This window comes from Caballeronia udeis, from assembly GCF_001544555.2.
Lineage (GTDB): Bacteria > Pseudomonadota > Gammaproteobacteria > Burkholderiales > Burkholderiaceae > Caballeronia > Caballeronia udeis.
In genome coordinates this window covers 55,454-68,934 of record NZ_FCOK02000051.1, presented here as the reverse complement: position 1 = coordinate 68,934, position 13,481 = coordinate 55,454, and the positions used below count along the sequence as shown (strand labels likewise).

Below are 13,481 nucleotides of genomic sequence, written 5' to 3'. Positions count from 1 at the left end.
TTCGTACTCTCTACTGCGAAAGATCGTCGACATTTAGCCGCGCAAAAACCTCCCCAACGGGTTCCGCTGACGGATACAGTGCTTGCTTCGACGTTCTGAAATCCTAGATGCGTCGGTCAACCGACATCCCGCGCTGGAACGACGTTCGCTGCTCATTGTCCGGATTCGTTGTGTGGCAGGATCATTTCAATTTCATGTGAACGAAAATCGGGTCGATCACGTAGATGTCGATACCCATCGAGATGGCGTCGTTCGGGCACTCGGGCTCTCAAACGTCGCAATTGTGTAGAAACGTCTTGCTGGTGATAGCCGGCCATGCTTATCTGGACTTTGCGCGCTGCACAATTTGCAACACGTGTGCAACTCAGCCGCAGCAAGCAAACATGATTTTCGGGCAATCATGCGCGAGCGTCGGAAGGCTGAAAAAGCTATAATCTATTGTTTTTCTAGGAAAGTTGGTGGCAGCATGGCCCTGTTCATTACCGACGAGTGCATCAACTGCGACGTTTGCGAGCCCGAGTGCCCGAACGACGCCATCTCGATGGGTATCGAAATCTACGTGATCGACCCGAACAAGTGCACCGAATGCGTCGGCCACTTCGACGAACCGCAATGTCAGCAGGTGTGCCCGGTGGAATGCATTCCACGCGATCCGGCGCATGAGGAAAACGCCATCCAGTTGATGGCGAAATATCACGCGTTGATGAAAGCGAAGGGCGCCTGATTTAACATCGAGCGCCCAGCGTCAAACATCAGGCGCCCTTTACGCGCGAGGCCTCAGAGCAACGCGCGCAGCCCCGCCAGCAACGCATCGCAGTCGGCGTCGGTGCCAATCGTGATGCGCAGATGCTGGTCGATTCGCGGCAGCTTGAAATGCCGCACGAAAATCTCCTTCTCCTTCAGGCGCGCGGCCAGCGTGGCGGCATCGTGCTCCGGATGGCGCGCGAATACGAAGTTCGCGGCCGATGGCACTACGTCGAAGCCTAACGCCTGCAAGTCTGCCGTCAGCCGTTCGCGGCTCGTGATCACCTTCGTGCAGGTTTCGCGAAACCAGTCGTCGTCTTCAACGGCCGCGATTGCCGCGGCTTGCGCCAGCCGGTCGAGCGGGTAGGAATTGAAGCTGTCCTTCACACGTGTCAGCGCCTCGATCAGCGCCTCGTGCCCGAGTGCGAACCCCACGCGCATGCCCGCCAGCGAACGCGCTTTCGACAACGTTTGCACGACCAGCAAATTCGGATTTTCATCGATAAGCGCCACCGCCGATTCCGCGCCGAAATCCACATACGCCTCGTCGATCACCACGACCGAATCCGGATTCGCCGCCAACAACACCTTGATCTCGGCGAGCGGCAACGCACGGCCCGTCGGTGCATTCGGATTGGGCAGCAGCACGCCGCCGTTGGGCGCGCGATAGTCGTCCACATCAATACCAAAATCCGCGTTGAGCGGCACGGCATCGAATGCGACGCCGTACAACTGCGCATACACCGGATAGAAGCTGTAGGTGATATCGGGGAAGCGGATTGGCTTGTCGTGCTTGAGCAGCGCCTGGAAGGTGTGAGCGAGGACCTCGTCCGACCCGTTGCCGACGAACACCTGGCTCTCGTGCAGGCCGTGATGCTGCGCGATGGCCGCGCGCAACGCGTGTGCTGTCGGGTCCGGATATTTGCGAAGCGAGCAGCCATCCTCGCCGAGTTCGCGCCGGATTGCATCGACTACGCGGGGCGAGGGCGGATAGGGGTTCTCGTTCGTGTTGAGCTTCACGGGACGCGCCAGCGCGGGTTGTTCGCCCGGCACATATGGCGTCAGCTTATTGACGATGTCGCTCCAGAAACGGCTCAAGGTTCGCTCCTTAATTGTCCCTTACTTGTCCTTTCGGGACGGGGTGATGCGAGTTCACTACTGCACGTTGCATTGCGTTCAGCCGTTGCGATGCAGGTTCATCATCGCGCGTTCCATTTCGTCGTTGATCGCAAACGGCATGACGGCGAGCGCACGTTCGATCGACGCATCGATCACGTCCTGTTCCTCACGGCGCGGCGGTTTCAGCACAAAATTCGCCACATCGGGTTTCGCGCCCGCTCGCGAGGCTTCGGGAATCAGGTCACGCGGATGTCCGATGCCAATCCGCAAGCGCCAATATTGTTGCACCGACAAATGCGCGGAAATGTCCTTCAGGCCATTGTGCCCGCCGCTGCCGCCGCCGAGCTTCAGTTTCACCGTGCCGGGCGGCAAGTCGAGTTCATCGTGCGCGACCAGGATCTCGTCCGGCAGGATCTTGAAGAACTGCGCCACGGCCACGACCGATTGCCCTGACCGGTTCATGAAGGTCTGCGGCTCGAGCAGATGAATCTCTTGACCATTGAGCCGGCCACGGCCGTAGTGACCGTGAAACCGGCGCTCGTCACGTAGCGATGCTCCGGCGTCGCGCGCCAGTTGATCGACGAACCAGAAGCCGGCGTTGTGACGGGTCGCGGTGTATTCGGCGCCCGGATTGCCGAGCCCGACGATCAGTTTGATCATGTTCAATCTTGGCGGCATAGCAACATCGACCGCACCAGAAAAAGGCCAAAAAAAACCCGCCGGAGCAGAGCAACGGCGGGTCACTTCGTCCGCCCTTGCGGGCGGACTCAAGCGGACAGGCTTCAGCCAGACTTATGCAGCCGGCTTGTCGCCTTCGCTCGGAGCAGCAGCGCCCGAAGCAGCTTCGTCGGACACGACGGCAGCCGGGACGGTTGCCGAAGCGATCACCGGGTTTTCTGCGTCGAGGTGAGCGACCAGCGCCACGCCCTTCGGCAAAACGATGTCCTTCACGTGCAGCGTGTGACCAGCTTCAATCTTCGCCAGATCGAGTTCGACGAATTCCGGCAGATCGGCCGGAAGGCATTCGATTTCGACTTCGTTCAGAACGTGCGAGATCACCGCGCCACCAATCTTCACAGCCGGATTCGTTTCTTGATTCATGAAGTGCACCGGTACCTTGGTATGCAGCTTCTTCTTCGAATCAACACGTTGGAAGTCAACGTGCAGAACCATTTGCTTGAACGGATGGTATTGGACGTCGCGCAGCAGAACCTGTTGCGACTTGCCACCAATTTCCAGGTCGAGAATCGACGAATGGAACACTTCTTTCTTCAGCGCGTGCCAAAGTGCGTTGTGATCGAGCTCAACAGCTTGAGCTTCAGCGTTCGCGCCATATACGATACCCGGGGTCTTGCCCGAGTTACGCAGGCGGCGGCTCGCACCCGTACCTTGCAGATTGCGCTCAAAAGCGACTACTTTCATGATTCAACTCCATAATCTGCCCGCGACCAGGCAGTGAAAACGGGGCTGTCCGCAATCGCGTTCAGCCCCAGAGCAGCGGTCCAGGCCTTCGTTCGCCTGAACCGATTACGCGGTTCAGCAGAGCTTTGACGCCCCGCTAAACCGCCAATACTTTTTAACCTTCCGCGAACAGCGACATGACCGAGTCGCCGCGACGGATACGCGAGAACGTTTCGGCCAGCAATCCCGCGCTCGACAAAACGCGCACCTTCGTGCATGCGCGGGCTTCGTCGGAGAGGGGAATGGTGTCGGTGACGACGAGTTCGTCCAGTTCCGACGCTGCAATCCGTTCGCCTGCGCCACCGGACAAAACCGGGTGCGTGGCATACGCGAACACTCTCGTTGCGCCGCGTTGCTTCAAAACCTGTGCTGCCTTGCAGAGCGTGCCGGCGGTGTCGACCATGTCGTCCATGATCACGCACGTACGGCCTTCCACTTCACCAATGATGTTCATCACTTCAGCGACGTTCGCCTTCGGGCGACGCTTGTCGATGATCGCGAGATCGGTGTTCAGTTGCTTCGCGAGAGCCCGGGCGCGGACTACACCGCCCACATCGGGCGACACCACCAGCAGGTTCTCGTAGTTCTGCTTGCGCAGATCGCCGAGCAGCACGGGCGTGGCGTAGATGTTGTCGACCGGGATGTCGAAGAAACCTTGAATCTGGTCGGCGTGGAGGTCCATGGTGATGACACGATCCACACCGGCAATTTCCAGCATGTTCGCCACGACCTTCGCCGAGATGGCGACGCGGGCCGAACGGGGCCGGCGATCCTGACGGGCATAACCGAAGTACGGGATGGCTGCAGTGATCCGGCCAGCGGATGCGCGCTTGAGCGCATCGACCATGATCATGAGTTCCATCAGCGTGTCATTGGTCGGCGCGCAGGTGGACTGCAGCACGAATACGTCCTTGCCGCGCACGTTTTCCTGGATCTCGACCATGATTTCGCCGTCGGAGAAACGGCTGACCATTGCTTTGCCAAGAGGAATTCCAAGGATTTTGACGACTTCCTGTGCAAGCGCGGGATTCGCGTTGCCAGTGAATACCATCAGGCCGTCACTGCTCATCGTGCACCTGTTTCTTGGCTGGGGCGAGAGGGAAAACGCGAGAAATTATGGCAGGGGAAGAAGGATTCGAACCTTCGCATGCTGGAATCAAAATCCAGTGCCTTAACCAACTTGGCGACTCCCCTACACTAACTTTGAGTTCCGCCGGGCAGTGTAGGACAAACCCGACAAAACGAAACTTTACGACGCGAAAGTGAAGAGAGGATGCGAATCCAGACTTTCGGTCACTTTACTTTTCCAGCTTGCCGGGAGTTTGGCTTGCGCCATCTCAGCTTCGGCTTTGCTACGAAAAGCGGCAAACACGCTCGCTCCAGATCCGGTCATTCGCGCAGGTGAAAGATTCGAAAAACACTCAATCACCGTGGCTACTTCCGCGTACTTCTCAACCACAACTGCCTGCATATCATTTCGGCCGAAGCTGTCAGGCCAATCTGCGTCAGAACTATGTTGTGCAAGGAAGTCCGTAATTGTGAGGACTTTTGAGTCCCTTGTCAACGCTTTCTCTGAAAAAATCGCAGCGGTTGGAACATGCACCGCAGGAGTCACCACCAGGAAGAAGCGTTTAGGTAGATCGACGGCCTGCAGCGCCTCGCCCACCCCTTCGGCAAAAGCATTTTGCCCGAAGACAAAAAACGGCACATCGGCGCCGAGTTTCAGCGCCAGGTCCTGCAACGCTTGTCTCGACAATCCCACGCCCCATAAGCGATTCAGAGCTAGCAGCGTAGTCGCGGCGTCAGAACTGCCGCCGCCGAGGCCAGCGCCCATGGGCAGTATTTTATCAATTTCCACGTCTACGCCAAGGGGGCAGCCCGTTGTCGACTGCAGCAGGCGTGCAGCACGTACAACGAGGTCATCCGCTTCGGGCACGCCGGGAACGTCGGTTTTACGCGCAATCACGCCGTCGTCGCGACGGGTGAAGTGCAGCAGGTCGCCCCAGTCGAGCAACTGGAACACGGTCTGCAATGCGTGATAGCCGTCCGCGCGACGCCCGGTGATGTGCAAAAACAGATTGAGCTTGGCCGGCGCGAGACAGTTGCGCAGGGAAGCATCGCCCAGCGGGCGGGCTGAGCCCGGCGATGAACTCGATAAAGATGACTGCATGCGATTGAGCTAAGGCGTTACTGGTCGAGGACGAGCTTGATGTCGAGCGGCGGGTCGGCGCGCGACAGATTCACACGCTTTACGCCAGTTGCGGGCGCATCGGCATAGGCCAGATAGTCGATGGTCCAGCCGTCCTGCTTGATCTCCTTCAGGCGGCCATTTTCCGACGACGCATCCATGGTCGTGCGCGCCCGCGAGGTGGGTGCCGGCGATGGCTGCAGCCAATACCGCAAGCCTTCCACCGGCAGCGCGAAGCCAAGGGTGGAGCGCATGAGCTCTGAGACGTTATCGGCGGTCCGCGGTTCGTGGTTCGGCAATTCGAGCGTGGCGGACGACGGCGACGACGTTACGATAGCCAGCGTTTGTCCAAGCGGATTACGCAATTGCAGCGTGACGGTGTCTCCGGTTTCCTGCCAGTCGAAATTGCCGTACGCGTTGCGTTGCTGGCCGTTCTGGTCGTCGTACTGGACCGCGAAACGGCCGTGATAGGCACGGCTGGTCTGCGCAGTCACCGCGGTTGCTGCATTCGAGGTAGTCGGCATGCGGGGGGTGACCGCGCACCCCGACATCACCACCACACCCGCTGCCATCAAGGCCAGCGCGCCGCGACGTGCGCGCCGGCCGCCCAGGAAATGCGTTGCAATCAAGTTCAAAGGTCGTTCACCTGGAATCGTTTGAGCGTTTTCAACAATGTGTCGTTGCCGGGTTCGAGCTTTTGCGCCTGACGCCATGTATTGCGCGCCTGGTCCTGCTGCCCCGACTTCCACTGCACTTCGCCGAGATGAGCGCCGATTTCGGCGTTCGGCTGCAGGTCATAGGCCTTCTTCAGGATGCTCGCAGCTTCCGCGTCATTGCCCATCCGATACTTCGCCCAGCCAAGACTGTCCATGATGAACGCGTCGTTCGGCGCAAGCGATACCGCCTTCTCGATCAGCTTTTCCGCTTCGTCCAGCCGCTCGTTGCGATCGACGAGCGAATAGCCGAGCGCGTTATACGCTTGCGCATTGTCCGGCTGCTCTTTCATCAGCTTGCGCAACTGCGCTTCCATGGTGTCGTAGTGGCCGTTCTTCTCGGCTGCCATGGCGTAGTCGTAGGCAATGTCCGGGTCATCCGGGAAAGCCGTCGATGCCTTCGACAAGGCCGCTTCCGCCTCCGGATACCGCTGCGCCTGGAACAGGATCGCGGCGTCAGTACGTGCGAGCAGCGCGAGGTCACGGGGGTCTGACGTCTGCAGGCTACCCAGCAATTGCCGGGCTTCATCGACCTTGCCGTGCGAGGCGAGGATCTGCGCGCGCGTGACTTGCGCCGGCAAGTACTGCTGGCTCTCACGCGGAATCTTGTCGAGCCACTGGCTCGCGGCCGCGTCGTCCTTCTTCTCCAGCGCCAACTGCGCGAGATAGATGTAAGCCTGTCCCGGATCGGCGCCGGGCGTGCTTTCAGCCGCCGCCGCGTATTGCTTCAGGTAGTCCTGCGCCTTGTCCGGCTGTTTCTTCTGAATGTTGATCAGCGCGAGCGCCATCAGCGGCGTCAAATCTTTCGAATCGTTCTTGCGCATGATTTCGAACTGCTTCTGGGCGTCGTCGAGACGATCCGCAGACAGATACAGTTGCGCCAGCGCAAGGCGCGCGTCGTGCGACTTGGGATCCTTCTGGAGGTACTTCTCGAACGAAGCAATACCTTCGTTGCGTTCGTTCGGGCCCATACGCGCGAGCGTCAACGCCGCGGGCAAGTAGTCGGGCTTCAATTTAAGCGCTTGTTCAAGCGATGCCTTCGCGCCGGGCAGGTCGTCGGCGGCAATTTGCTGCCGGGCGAGCGCCAGTTGCGTTTCCGGCCGGTCCAGGTCGTTCTTGACCAGATCCTTCAGCACATTCAGCCCGCCCACGCGATTCGGTCCGCGCGACAGCAATATTTGCAGCGAGATGATCGCGTCGCCGCGCTGCTCCGCGGGTACCTTCGCAAGTTCGGTCTCGAGGATCGGCTTGGCTTCGTCGGGCTTGCCGGAGAGGATCAGCAGCGACGCGCTCAGTTGCGCGGCACGTTCCGAATTCGGCGAGAACTGCTGCCAAAGCTGGACTGCCGTCAGCGCGTCGTTGGGACTTTGTGCGGCGATTGCAATCTCGGTTGCGCGCTGGGCGAAACGCGGATCGTGCGTGTCGCGAGCGAGGGCAAGATAGGTCTGGTACGCCGGCGCTGCCTGATTGCGTTGCAGCGCGACTTCTGCCGCCAGTACCTGGAACACGATCTGGCTGGTCACAGGGATGTTCGGCAGGTCCTGTACTTCCTTGCCAGTGGGCGGCGCGGTGATCAGGTCCGCCGCGCTGATGGCGGATTGATCGTCGTCCGGCGCGGGAGATTGCGCGGGGCTCTGCGCATAGGCAGGCGCGAGTGCAAACACAGCCACCGCGAACGCCACGGCGGCCGCGAGTTTGCTCGGGTAGACCGGCTTACCGCGTGTAGCGCTCGTTTGAGCGGTCGCTGCACGCTGCTTCGAAAACAACTTTACGAAGGACAAGTTCATGGAAATCCGATCAATGTTTCAGTCGATTGTAACGCGCTCGCTACAATACGCGCACATCCCACAGCAAGTTGCAGACCAGTAAAACATGCCAGAGTTGCCGGAAGTCGAAGTAACCCGACGCGGGATCGAACCGTTCGTCTCCGGACGCCGGGTAGAGCGTGTCGATGTCCGTACACCGGCGCTGCGCTGGCCAATTCCGCCGCATCTCGCGAAGACGATGAAGGCGCTGAAAATCGAAAAAGTCGAGCGACGCGGCAAGTACCTGTTGTTCGAAACCTCCGAAGGGTGGCTGATCGTGCATCTCGGCATGACGGGGACGCTACGGGTACTGCGTAACGTGCCGCGTCCGCCGGATGCGGCGAAGCATGATCATATAGACCTGATCTTCGATGACTTTATTTTGCGCTTTCGCGATCCGCGGCGCTTTGGCGCAGTGCTCTGGCATCCGCGCGAAGACGGCGATGTCCTCGACCATCCGCTGCTGGCGGGACTGGGTGTAGAGCCTTTCACCGCCGAGTTTTCCGGCGCGTTGATGTACCGGCAGACGCGCGGGCGCAAAGTGTCCGTCAAGCAGGCGTTGCTCGCGGGCACGATGGTCGTCGGAGTGGGCAATATTTACGCGTCCGAGAGCCTGTTTCGCGCGGGTATCCGGCCCACGGTGGCGGCCGGTCGCGTCTCGCTCGTGCGTTACGATCTTCTCGCCGACGCCGTTCGCACGACGCTTGCCGCGGCGATCGAAAAGGGCGGCAGCACGTTGCGCGATTTCGTGGGCAGCAACGGCGAGTCAGGCTATTTCCAACTCGATTATTTCGTCTATGACCGCGCGGGCCAGCCGTGCCATGTTTGCGGAACGGCCATCAAACAAATCGTGCAAGGCCAGCGATCCACGTACTTTTGCCCGCGCTGCCAGCGCTAGCCGCCATGCTCCAGCTCACTGACTTCTCCACGCGTCTGATCGCATGGCAACGCGTTCACGGCCGACATGACCTGCCGTGGCAAAACACCCGCGATGCCTACCGGATCTGGTTGTCCGAAATCATGTTGCAGCAGACGCAGGTATCGACGGTGATTCCGTACTACGCGCGTTTTCTCGACCGTTTCCCGGACGTGAACGCGCTTGCCTTCGCCCCGCTCGACGACGTCATGGCGCTCTGGGCCGGCCTCGGCTACTACTCGCGCGCGCGAAATCTGCATCGATGCGCGTTTGTCGTATCGACGGAGCATGGCAGCGAGTTTCCGCGCAGCGTCGACGCGTTGGCTGAACTGCCGGGTATCGGGCGTTCGACGGCGGCGGCCATTGCGTCGTTCGCGTTTGGCGCACGTGCGACCATCCTCGATGGCAACGTGAAGCGGGTGCTCGCACGCGTGTTTGGCATCGACGGATTTCCGGGCGAAAAGCGCGTGGAAAACACGATGTGGACACTGGCCGAATCGCTGCTTCCCGATGCCGCGCACAAGGACGAAGTCACCGCCTACACGCAAGGGTTGATGGATCTGGGTGCAACGCTGTGCGTGCGTGGCAAGCCGGATTGCGCGCGCTGCCCGTTCGCCGCCGATTGCGTGGCGAACGTGACTGGAAGGCAAAAGGAATTGCCTGCATCCCGCCCGAAAAAAGCGGTGCCGACGCGCAAGACCTGGATGCTGGTGTTGCAGGATGGAGATAGCGTCCTGCTTGAGAAGCGCCCGCCGACAGGCATTTGGGGCGGTCTATGGAGCCTGCCGGAAGCCTCCGGTGAAGAAGCGCTCGCGGCAGTCTCACACAGCTTCGGCGGTTCGGCCGAGCTTCAGCGGCTCACGCCCTTCACGCACACGTTCACGCATTTCAAACTGGATATTGAACCGCGTCTCGGACGGGCGAACGGTGTGCCCGACGCGGCCGATAACCAGACCGTGTGGGCGCCGCTAGCGAATATTGACGCGTATGGTGTTCCTGCGCCCGTCCGCAAATTGCTCGACGCGCTGCAGGGTTCGCTGATTTGATATAGCGAGATGTTAAAGCGACTAAGACGACGTTAAAGCAGTTGATGCTGCTGCATATAGTGATGCACCACATCGATCCGCGCGGCCGCGTCTTCAAGCTCCATCAGCTTTTGCCGGGCGCGCATGGGGATCGGCAGGATCTCGGACAAGCGGTTGGATACCCAGGTCGGATCGTCGAGAAGGAAGGGCTCGGTGAACGGCAGATCCTTCGGCTCGCGCGCCTTGATTGCATCGATGATCCGTTCCAGCACTTCAGCGCACGCGCCGAACTTCACCAGCGCTTCCGTGCCGTCCAGCGGCGTGTCGTCGCCAATGGTTTCCGCCACGCCCACCAGCAGGTTGCTCGCCTCCACGCGATGCGACAACAGCCGAAACCGCGTCGTGCCGCGGGCATGGACCAACAGCATGCCGAACGTGTCCACGTCGCATTGCGTGATCTCGGCCAGGCAGCCGATGCTCTCGGGCACCGACGGATCTCCCGGCGACGCAATCTCATTGCCGCTTTTCAGCAGACACACGCCGAACGGCGTGCCTTCGCGCAAACACGCACGCGCCATGTCGAGATAGCGTGCTTCAAAGATTTTCAGGGGGAGATGGCCGCCCGGAAACAACACGGTGTGCAGCGGAAACAGCGGCAGGTCGGCGAGAAGGGGATTGGTAGACATCGCGCGCGCTTCTTTAAAAGGCCGCCCGAAGGCGATCAGGTTGGCAAGGGCACGACGTGTCCATCCACAGCGATGGGTGCGTCGCGATGCCGCACAATCACATTGGCCTTGTCACCGAAGCGCGCGGCGAGCGCCTGGGCGATGAATACCGAGCGGTGCTGGCCACCCGTGCAGCCGATCGCCACCGTCAGGTAACTACGGTTGTCGTCACGGAATTGCGGCAGCCATTTGGCGATGAACGTGCCCACGTCATCGATCATCTGGTGGACCATGGGCTGGGCGGACAAAAAGTCGATAACCGGTTGGTCCAGGCCCGTCAGTGGCCGCAGTTCGTGGTCGTAATACGGATTCGGGAGCGTGCGGACATCGAAGACGAAATCGGCGTCGAGCGGCACGCCGCGCTTGAATCCGAACGACTCGAACATCAGTGTGAGCCCAGCCGTTTCCTGCTCGATGAAACTCTTTACCCACGCGCGCAACAAGTTCGCCCGCAGATTGCTGGTGTCGATCTGGTGGCCGAATTCGGCAAGACCCGAGACGAGCTCGCGCTCACGTTCGATTGCTTCGCCCAGCGAGGTCAGCAGCCCGACGTCGGCGTCGTGACCCGGCGAACCCGACAAAGGATGGCGGCGGCGCGTCTCGGAAAAGCGCTGGATCAGCGACTGCGTGCTGGCGTTCAGAAACAGCACGCGCAGGTCGAACGCTTGCGACAAGTCCTTGATGATCGCGGGCACTTCGTCGAGCGAACGGCTCGAGCGTGCGTCGATGGCAACAGCCAGACGCGGCTGCCCCTGTGTGTCGAGATACTTGGCGAGCTCGGGCAAAAAGCGCGGCGGGAGGTTGTCGACGCAGTAGTAGCCGGCGTCTTCGAGCGCGTTCAGTGCAACCGATTTGCCGGAGCCGGAAATACCCGTAATCAGAATAATGCGCATGAATAAGGACTCGTTCGCTCTGGGTAAAAGCACGCAAAAAATTCGGGTCCGGGCGGCGGCTGGGTGCTGGAGCCGCCGGTCTAGCCACATGAACCGGTCAGATCAGCTTGCCGGGGAACTGGCTTTCGGGGTCCTGCATCGCGAGGCGCTGACGATCCATGAAATCACGCAAGGTATCGATACCCCGCAATTGCAGGATCGTGTTGCGCACCGCCGCTTCCACCAGCACGGCCAGATTCCGGCCGGCCGCCACCTGGATGGTGACCTTGCTGATCGGCAAACCGAGCACGTCGACCGCCTGGCTTTCGAGCGGCAGGCGCTGGAATTCACCGTCTGGACGACGCACAAGCTGAACGATCAGCTTAAGCTTCATTTTCCGCCGAACAGCGGTTTCACCAAAGATGGTTTTGATATCCAGCAGGCCGAGGCCGCGGACTTCCAGCAGGTTCTGCAGCAGGGGCGGGCATCTGCCTTCGACAAAATCCGGACCGAGGCGCACGAAGTCTACGGCGTCGTCAGCGACAAGACCGTGACCGCGGCTGATCAACTCCAGCCCGAGTTCGCTTTTGCCAAGACCGGAGTCACCGGTCAGCAGCACGCCCATACCTAGAATGTCGAGGAACACGCCGTGCAGCGTGGCTCGCGGCGCAAGAATGCGCGACATGTACAGCCGCAGGCTGTCGATCACCGCTGCCGCGGACATGCGCGTGGTGAAGAGCGGCGTGGACGAGCGGGTGCAGCGCAGAACCAGTTCAGGCGGGGCGCCGACTTCGCCCGCCACCACCAGGAAAGGCGGTTCCAGCGCGATCAGTTCGGCCATGTTGCGGGACCGGTCTTCGTCGGACTGGCGCTGGTAGTAGTTGATCTCGGCGTCGCCGAGTACCTGGATACGGTTGGGGTGAATCAGGTTCAGGTGCCCGACGAGATCGGCGCTTGATGTTGCATTGGCGACGGTTTCAGTCGAAAAGCCGCGCTCCCAGCCTTCGTGACCCGTAAGCCAGCTCAGTTTCAGCGCGGCTGCGTTGTCGTCGAAAATGCTCTGGGCGTTGATGCTGGACGTATCCATGAGGCCGGAACTCCGTGAGAGGCCGCGAGCATGAGGCAATTGAAGAGCCGGGGTGGGTCTCTTCAATGCTCCGCTCAATAGGACTGATTGTGCGCTAGAAGGGCCGCTGGCGCGAGAGGGCCGTTCGGCCTGGTCCTCACACCCAGTCTGGCTTCAGGTCCAGCACGAGGCCCGGCTCAAGAGCTCAGGGCTGCCATTGCGTGAGCACCTGGTACAGCGTCTCACGGTTTTCTTCAGTATTCAGGCGTTCGCGTGCGTCCCGGTCGGACAGCAGTTGCGCTATCTCCGACAGGATTTCGAGGTGCTGTTGTGTGGCCTGTTCGGGAACGAGCAGAAAGATCAGCAGCGACACGGGCTGCCCGTCCGGCGACTCGAAAGCGATCGGCTCAGCCAGGCGCACAAAGGCGGCGAGCGGATGCTTCAGGCCCTTGATGCGTCCGTGGGGAATGGCGACGCCTTCACCGAGACCGGTCGAGCCGAGTCGCTCGCGCGCGAAAAGATTGTCGGTGACGATACTGCGGCCAATGCCGTTCTGGTTCTCGAAGATCAGGCCCGCTTGCTCGAATACACGTTTCTTGCTGGTGACGGACAGTCCGAGGACGACATTTTCGAGGGGAAGAAATTTGGCTAAACGATTCATGTTGGCAGGCAGATGCGTGGCCTGAATTCTCCTCATCGTGGCGGCTGCAGAACCTGCACGAAACGCTCACGGCGATTTTGGTAAGGAATGCGCGGGAGACCTGGGTCTCGCTTCACTCCGATTAACAACCCCGGTACCCGGTACTAACCTACTGACCGGACCATTATAGAACAGCGCAATCAGCGA

Annotated in this window: 14 protein-coding genes and 1 tRNA gene; 3 read left to right on the top strand and 12 right to left on the bottom strand. The window is 60.4% G+C overall.

The features are described from left to right. Positions 1–466 precede the first annotated feature (466 nt). The gene (locus AWB69_RS29505) at positions 467–724 is read left to right on the top strand and encodes a YfhL family 4Fe-4S dicluster ferredoxin (RefSeq protein ID WP_047895593.1); all 258 of its coding nucleotides are present in this window, start codon (positions 467–469) and stop codon (positions 722–724) included. Positions 725–777: 53 nt separating this feature from the next. On the opposite strand, the gene hisC is transcribed toward AWB69_RS29505, so the two are convergent. The 8 genes from hisC to AWB69_RS29465 all read right to left on the bottom strand — a co-directional run bounded on the left by hisC (position 778) and on the right by AWB69_RS29465 (position 8,012). Continuing rightward, entirely contained in the window at positions 778–1,842 is a 1,065-nt protein-coding gene (gene hisC / locus AWB69_RS29500) for a histidinol-phosphate transaminase (RefSeq protein ID WP_062090361.1), read from the bottom strand. A gap of 78 nt (positions 1,843–1,920) precedes the next feature. Then, positions 1,921–2,523: an aminoacyl-tRNA hydrolase gene (gene pth / locus AWB69_RS29495; protein WP_062090360.1), complete on the bottom strand. Its 603-nt coding sequence runs from the start codon at positions 2,521–2,523 to the stop codon at positions 1,921–1,923. Between the two features lie 132 nt (positions 2,524–2,655). Then, positions 2,656–3,285, bottom strand: coding sequence for a 50S ribosomal protein L25/general stress protein Ctc (locus AWB69_RS29490; RefSeq protein ID WP_062090359.1), 630 nt, complete (start codon positions 3,283–3,285; stop codon positions 2,656–2,658). A gap of 154 nt (positions 3,286–3,439) precedes the next feature. After that, complete coding sequence (locus tag AWB69_RS29485; RefSeq protein ID WP_062090358.1) at positions 3,440–4,393, bottom strand: ribose-phosphate pyrophosphokinase; 954 nt, start codon at positions 4,391–4,393, stop codon at positions 3,440–3,442. 48 nt (positions 4,394–4,441) lie between these two features. Next, a tRNA-Gln gene (locus tag AWB69_RS29480) sits at positions 4,442–4,518 on the bottom strand. Between the two features lie 55 nt (positions 4,519–4,573). Next, complete coding sequence (ispE, locus tag AWB69_RS29475; protein WP_062090357.1) at positions 4,574–5,494, bottom strand: 4-(cytidine 5'-diphospho)-2-C-methyl-D-erythritol kinase; 921 nt, start codon at positions 5,492–5,494, stop codon at positions 4,574–4,576. A gap of 17 nt (positions 5,495–5,511) precedes the next feature. Next, on the bottom strand, positions 5,512–6,084 hold the full coding sequence (gene lolB, locus AWB69_RS29470; RefSeq protein WP_062090369.1) for a lipoprotein insertase outer membrane protein LolB: 573 nt from the start codon (positions 6,082–6,084) through the stop codon (positions 5,512–5,514). Between the two features lie 59 nt (positions 6,085–6,143). Next, positions 6,144–8,012, bottom strand: a complete 1,869-nt coding sequence (locus AWB69_RS29465; protein ID WP_062090356.1) for a tetratricopeptide repeat protein — start codon at positions 8,010–8,012, stop codon at positions 6,144–6,146. An 85-nt stretch (positions 8,013–8,097) separates the two neighbouring features. On the opposite strand from AWB69_RS29465, the gene mutM reads away from it, so the two are divergent. Both mutM and mutY read left to right on the top strand, forming a co-directional pair. Beyond that, positions 8,098–8,928 (top strand): bifunctional DNA-formamidopyrimidine glycosylase/DNA-(apurinic or apyrimidinic site) lyase, encoded by an 831-nt coding sequence (mutM, locus tag AWB69_RS29460; RefSeq protein ID WP_062090355.1) that lies wholly within the window; start codon positions 8,098–8,100, stop codon positions 8,926–8,928. Between the two features lie 5 nt (positions 8,929–8,933). Continuing rightward, positions 8,934–9,992, top strand: a complete 1,059-nt coding sequence (mutY, locus tag AWB69_RS29455) for an A/G-specific adenine glycosylase (RefSeq protein WP_062090354.1) — start codon at positions 8,934–8,936, stop codon at positions 9,990–9,992. 32 nt (positions 9,993–10,024) lie between these two features. Here the strand turns inward: mutY and AWB69_RS29450 are convergent, their stop codons facing one another. From AWB69_RS29450 to AWB69_RS29435, 4 genes are all read right to left on the bottom strand, one after another. Then, complete coding sequence (locus tag AWB69_RS29450) at positions 10,025–10,657, bottom strand: LON peptidase substrate-binding domain-containing protein (protein WP_062090353.1); 633 nt, start codon at positions 10,655–10,657, stop codon at positions 10,025–10,027. 35 nt (positions 10,658–10,692) lie between these two features. Continuing rightward, a complete protein-coding gene (gene rapZ / locus AWB69_RS29445) occupies positions 10,693–11,589 on the bottom strand; it encodes an RNase adapter RapZ (protein WP_062090352.1) in 897 nt (298 codons plus the stop codon). Between the two features lie 97 nt (positions 11,590–11,686). Then, on the bottom strand, positions 11,687–12,655 hold the full coding sequence (gene hprK, locus AWB69_RS29440; RefSeq protein ID WP_047895605.1) for an HPr(Ser) kinase/phosphatase: 969 nt from the start codon (positions 12,653–12,655) through the stop codon (positions 11,687–11,689). Between the two features lie 184 nt (positions 12,656–12,839). Further along, on the bottom strand, positions 12,840–13,331 hold the full coding sequence (locus tag AWB69_RS29435) for a PTS sugar transporter subunit IIA (RefSeq protein WP_075644011.1): 492 nt from the start codon (positions 13,329–13,331) through the stop codon (positions 12,840–12,842). Positions 13,332–13,481: the final 150 nt, after the last annotated feature.

What these genes read in the sequence shown, in the direction of transcription:
- AWB69_RS29505 (WP_047895593.1), top strand. Translation starts at nt 467, where the DNA reads ATGGCCCTGTTCATTACCGACGAGTGCATCAACTGCGACGTTTGCGAG.
- pth (WP_062090360.1), bottom strand. Translation starts at nt 2,523, where the DNA reads ATGATCAAACTGATCGTCGGGCTCGGCAATCCGGGCGCCGAATACACC.
- AWB69_RS29490 (WP_062090359.1), bottom strand. Translation starts at nt 3,285, where the DNA reads ATGAAAGTAGTCGCTTTTGAGCGCAATCTGCAAGGTACGGGTGCGAGC.
- AWB69_RS29485 (WP_062090358.1), bottom strand. Translation starts at nt 4,393, where the DNA reads ATGAGCAGTGACGGCCTGATGGTATTCACTGGCAACGCGAATCCCGCG.
- ispE (WP_062090357.1), bottom strand. Translation starts at nt 5,494, where the DNA reads ATGCAGTCATCTTTATCGAGTTCATCGCCGGGCTCAGCCCGCCCGCTG.
- lolB (WP_062090369.1), bottom strand. Translation starts at nt 6,084, where the DNA reads ATGGCAGCGGGTGTGGTGGTGATGTCGGGGTGCGCGGTCACCCCCCGC.
- AWB69_RS29465 (WP_062090356.1), bottom strand. Translation starts at nt 8,012, where the DNA reads ATGAACTTGTCCTTCGTAAAGTTGTTTTCGAAGCAGCGTGCAGCGACC.
- mutM (WP_062090355.1), top strand. Translation starts at nt 8,098, where the DNA reads ATGCCAGAGTTGCCGGAAGTCGAAGTAACCCGACGCGGGATCGAACCG.
- mutY (WP_062090354.1), top strand. Translation starts at nt 8,934, where the DNA reads ATGCTCCAGCTCACTGACTTCTCCACGCGTCTGATCGCATGGCAACGC.
- AWB69_RS29450 (WP_062090353.1), bottom strand. Translation starts at nt 10,657, where the DNA reads ATGTCTACCAATCCCCTTCTCGCCGACCTGCCGCTGTTTCCGCTGCAC.
- rapZ (WP_062090352.1), bottom strand. Translation starts at nt 11,589, where the DNA reads ATGCGCATTATTCTGATTACGGGTATTTCCGGCTCCGGCAAATCGGTT.
- hprK (WP_047895605.1), bottom strand. Translation starts at nt 12,655, where the DNA reads ATGGATACGTCCAGCATCAACGCCCAGAGCATTTTCGACGACAACGCA.
- AWB69_RS29435 (WP_075644011.1), bottom strand. Translation starts at nt 13,331, where the DNA reads ATGAGGAGAATTCAGGCCACGCATCTGCCTGCCAACATGAATCGTTTA.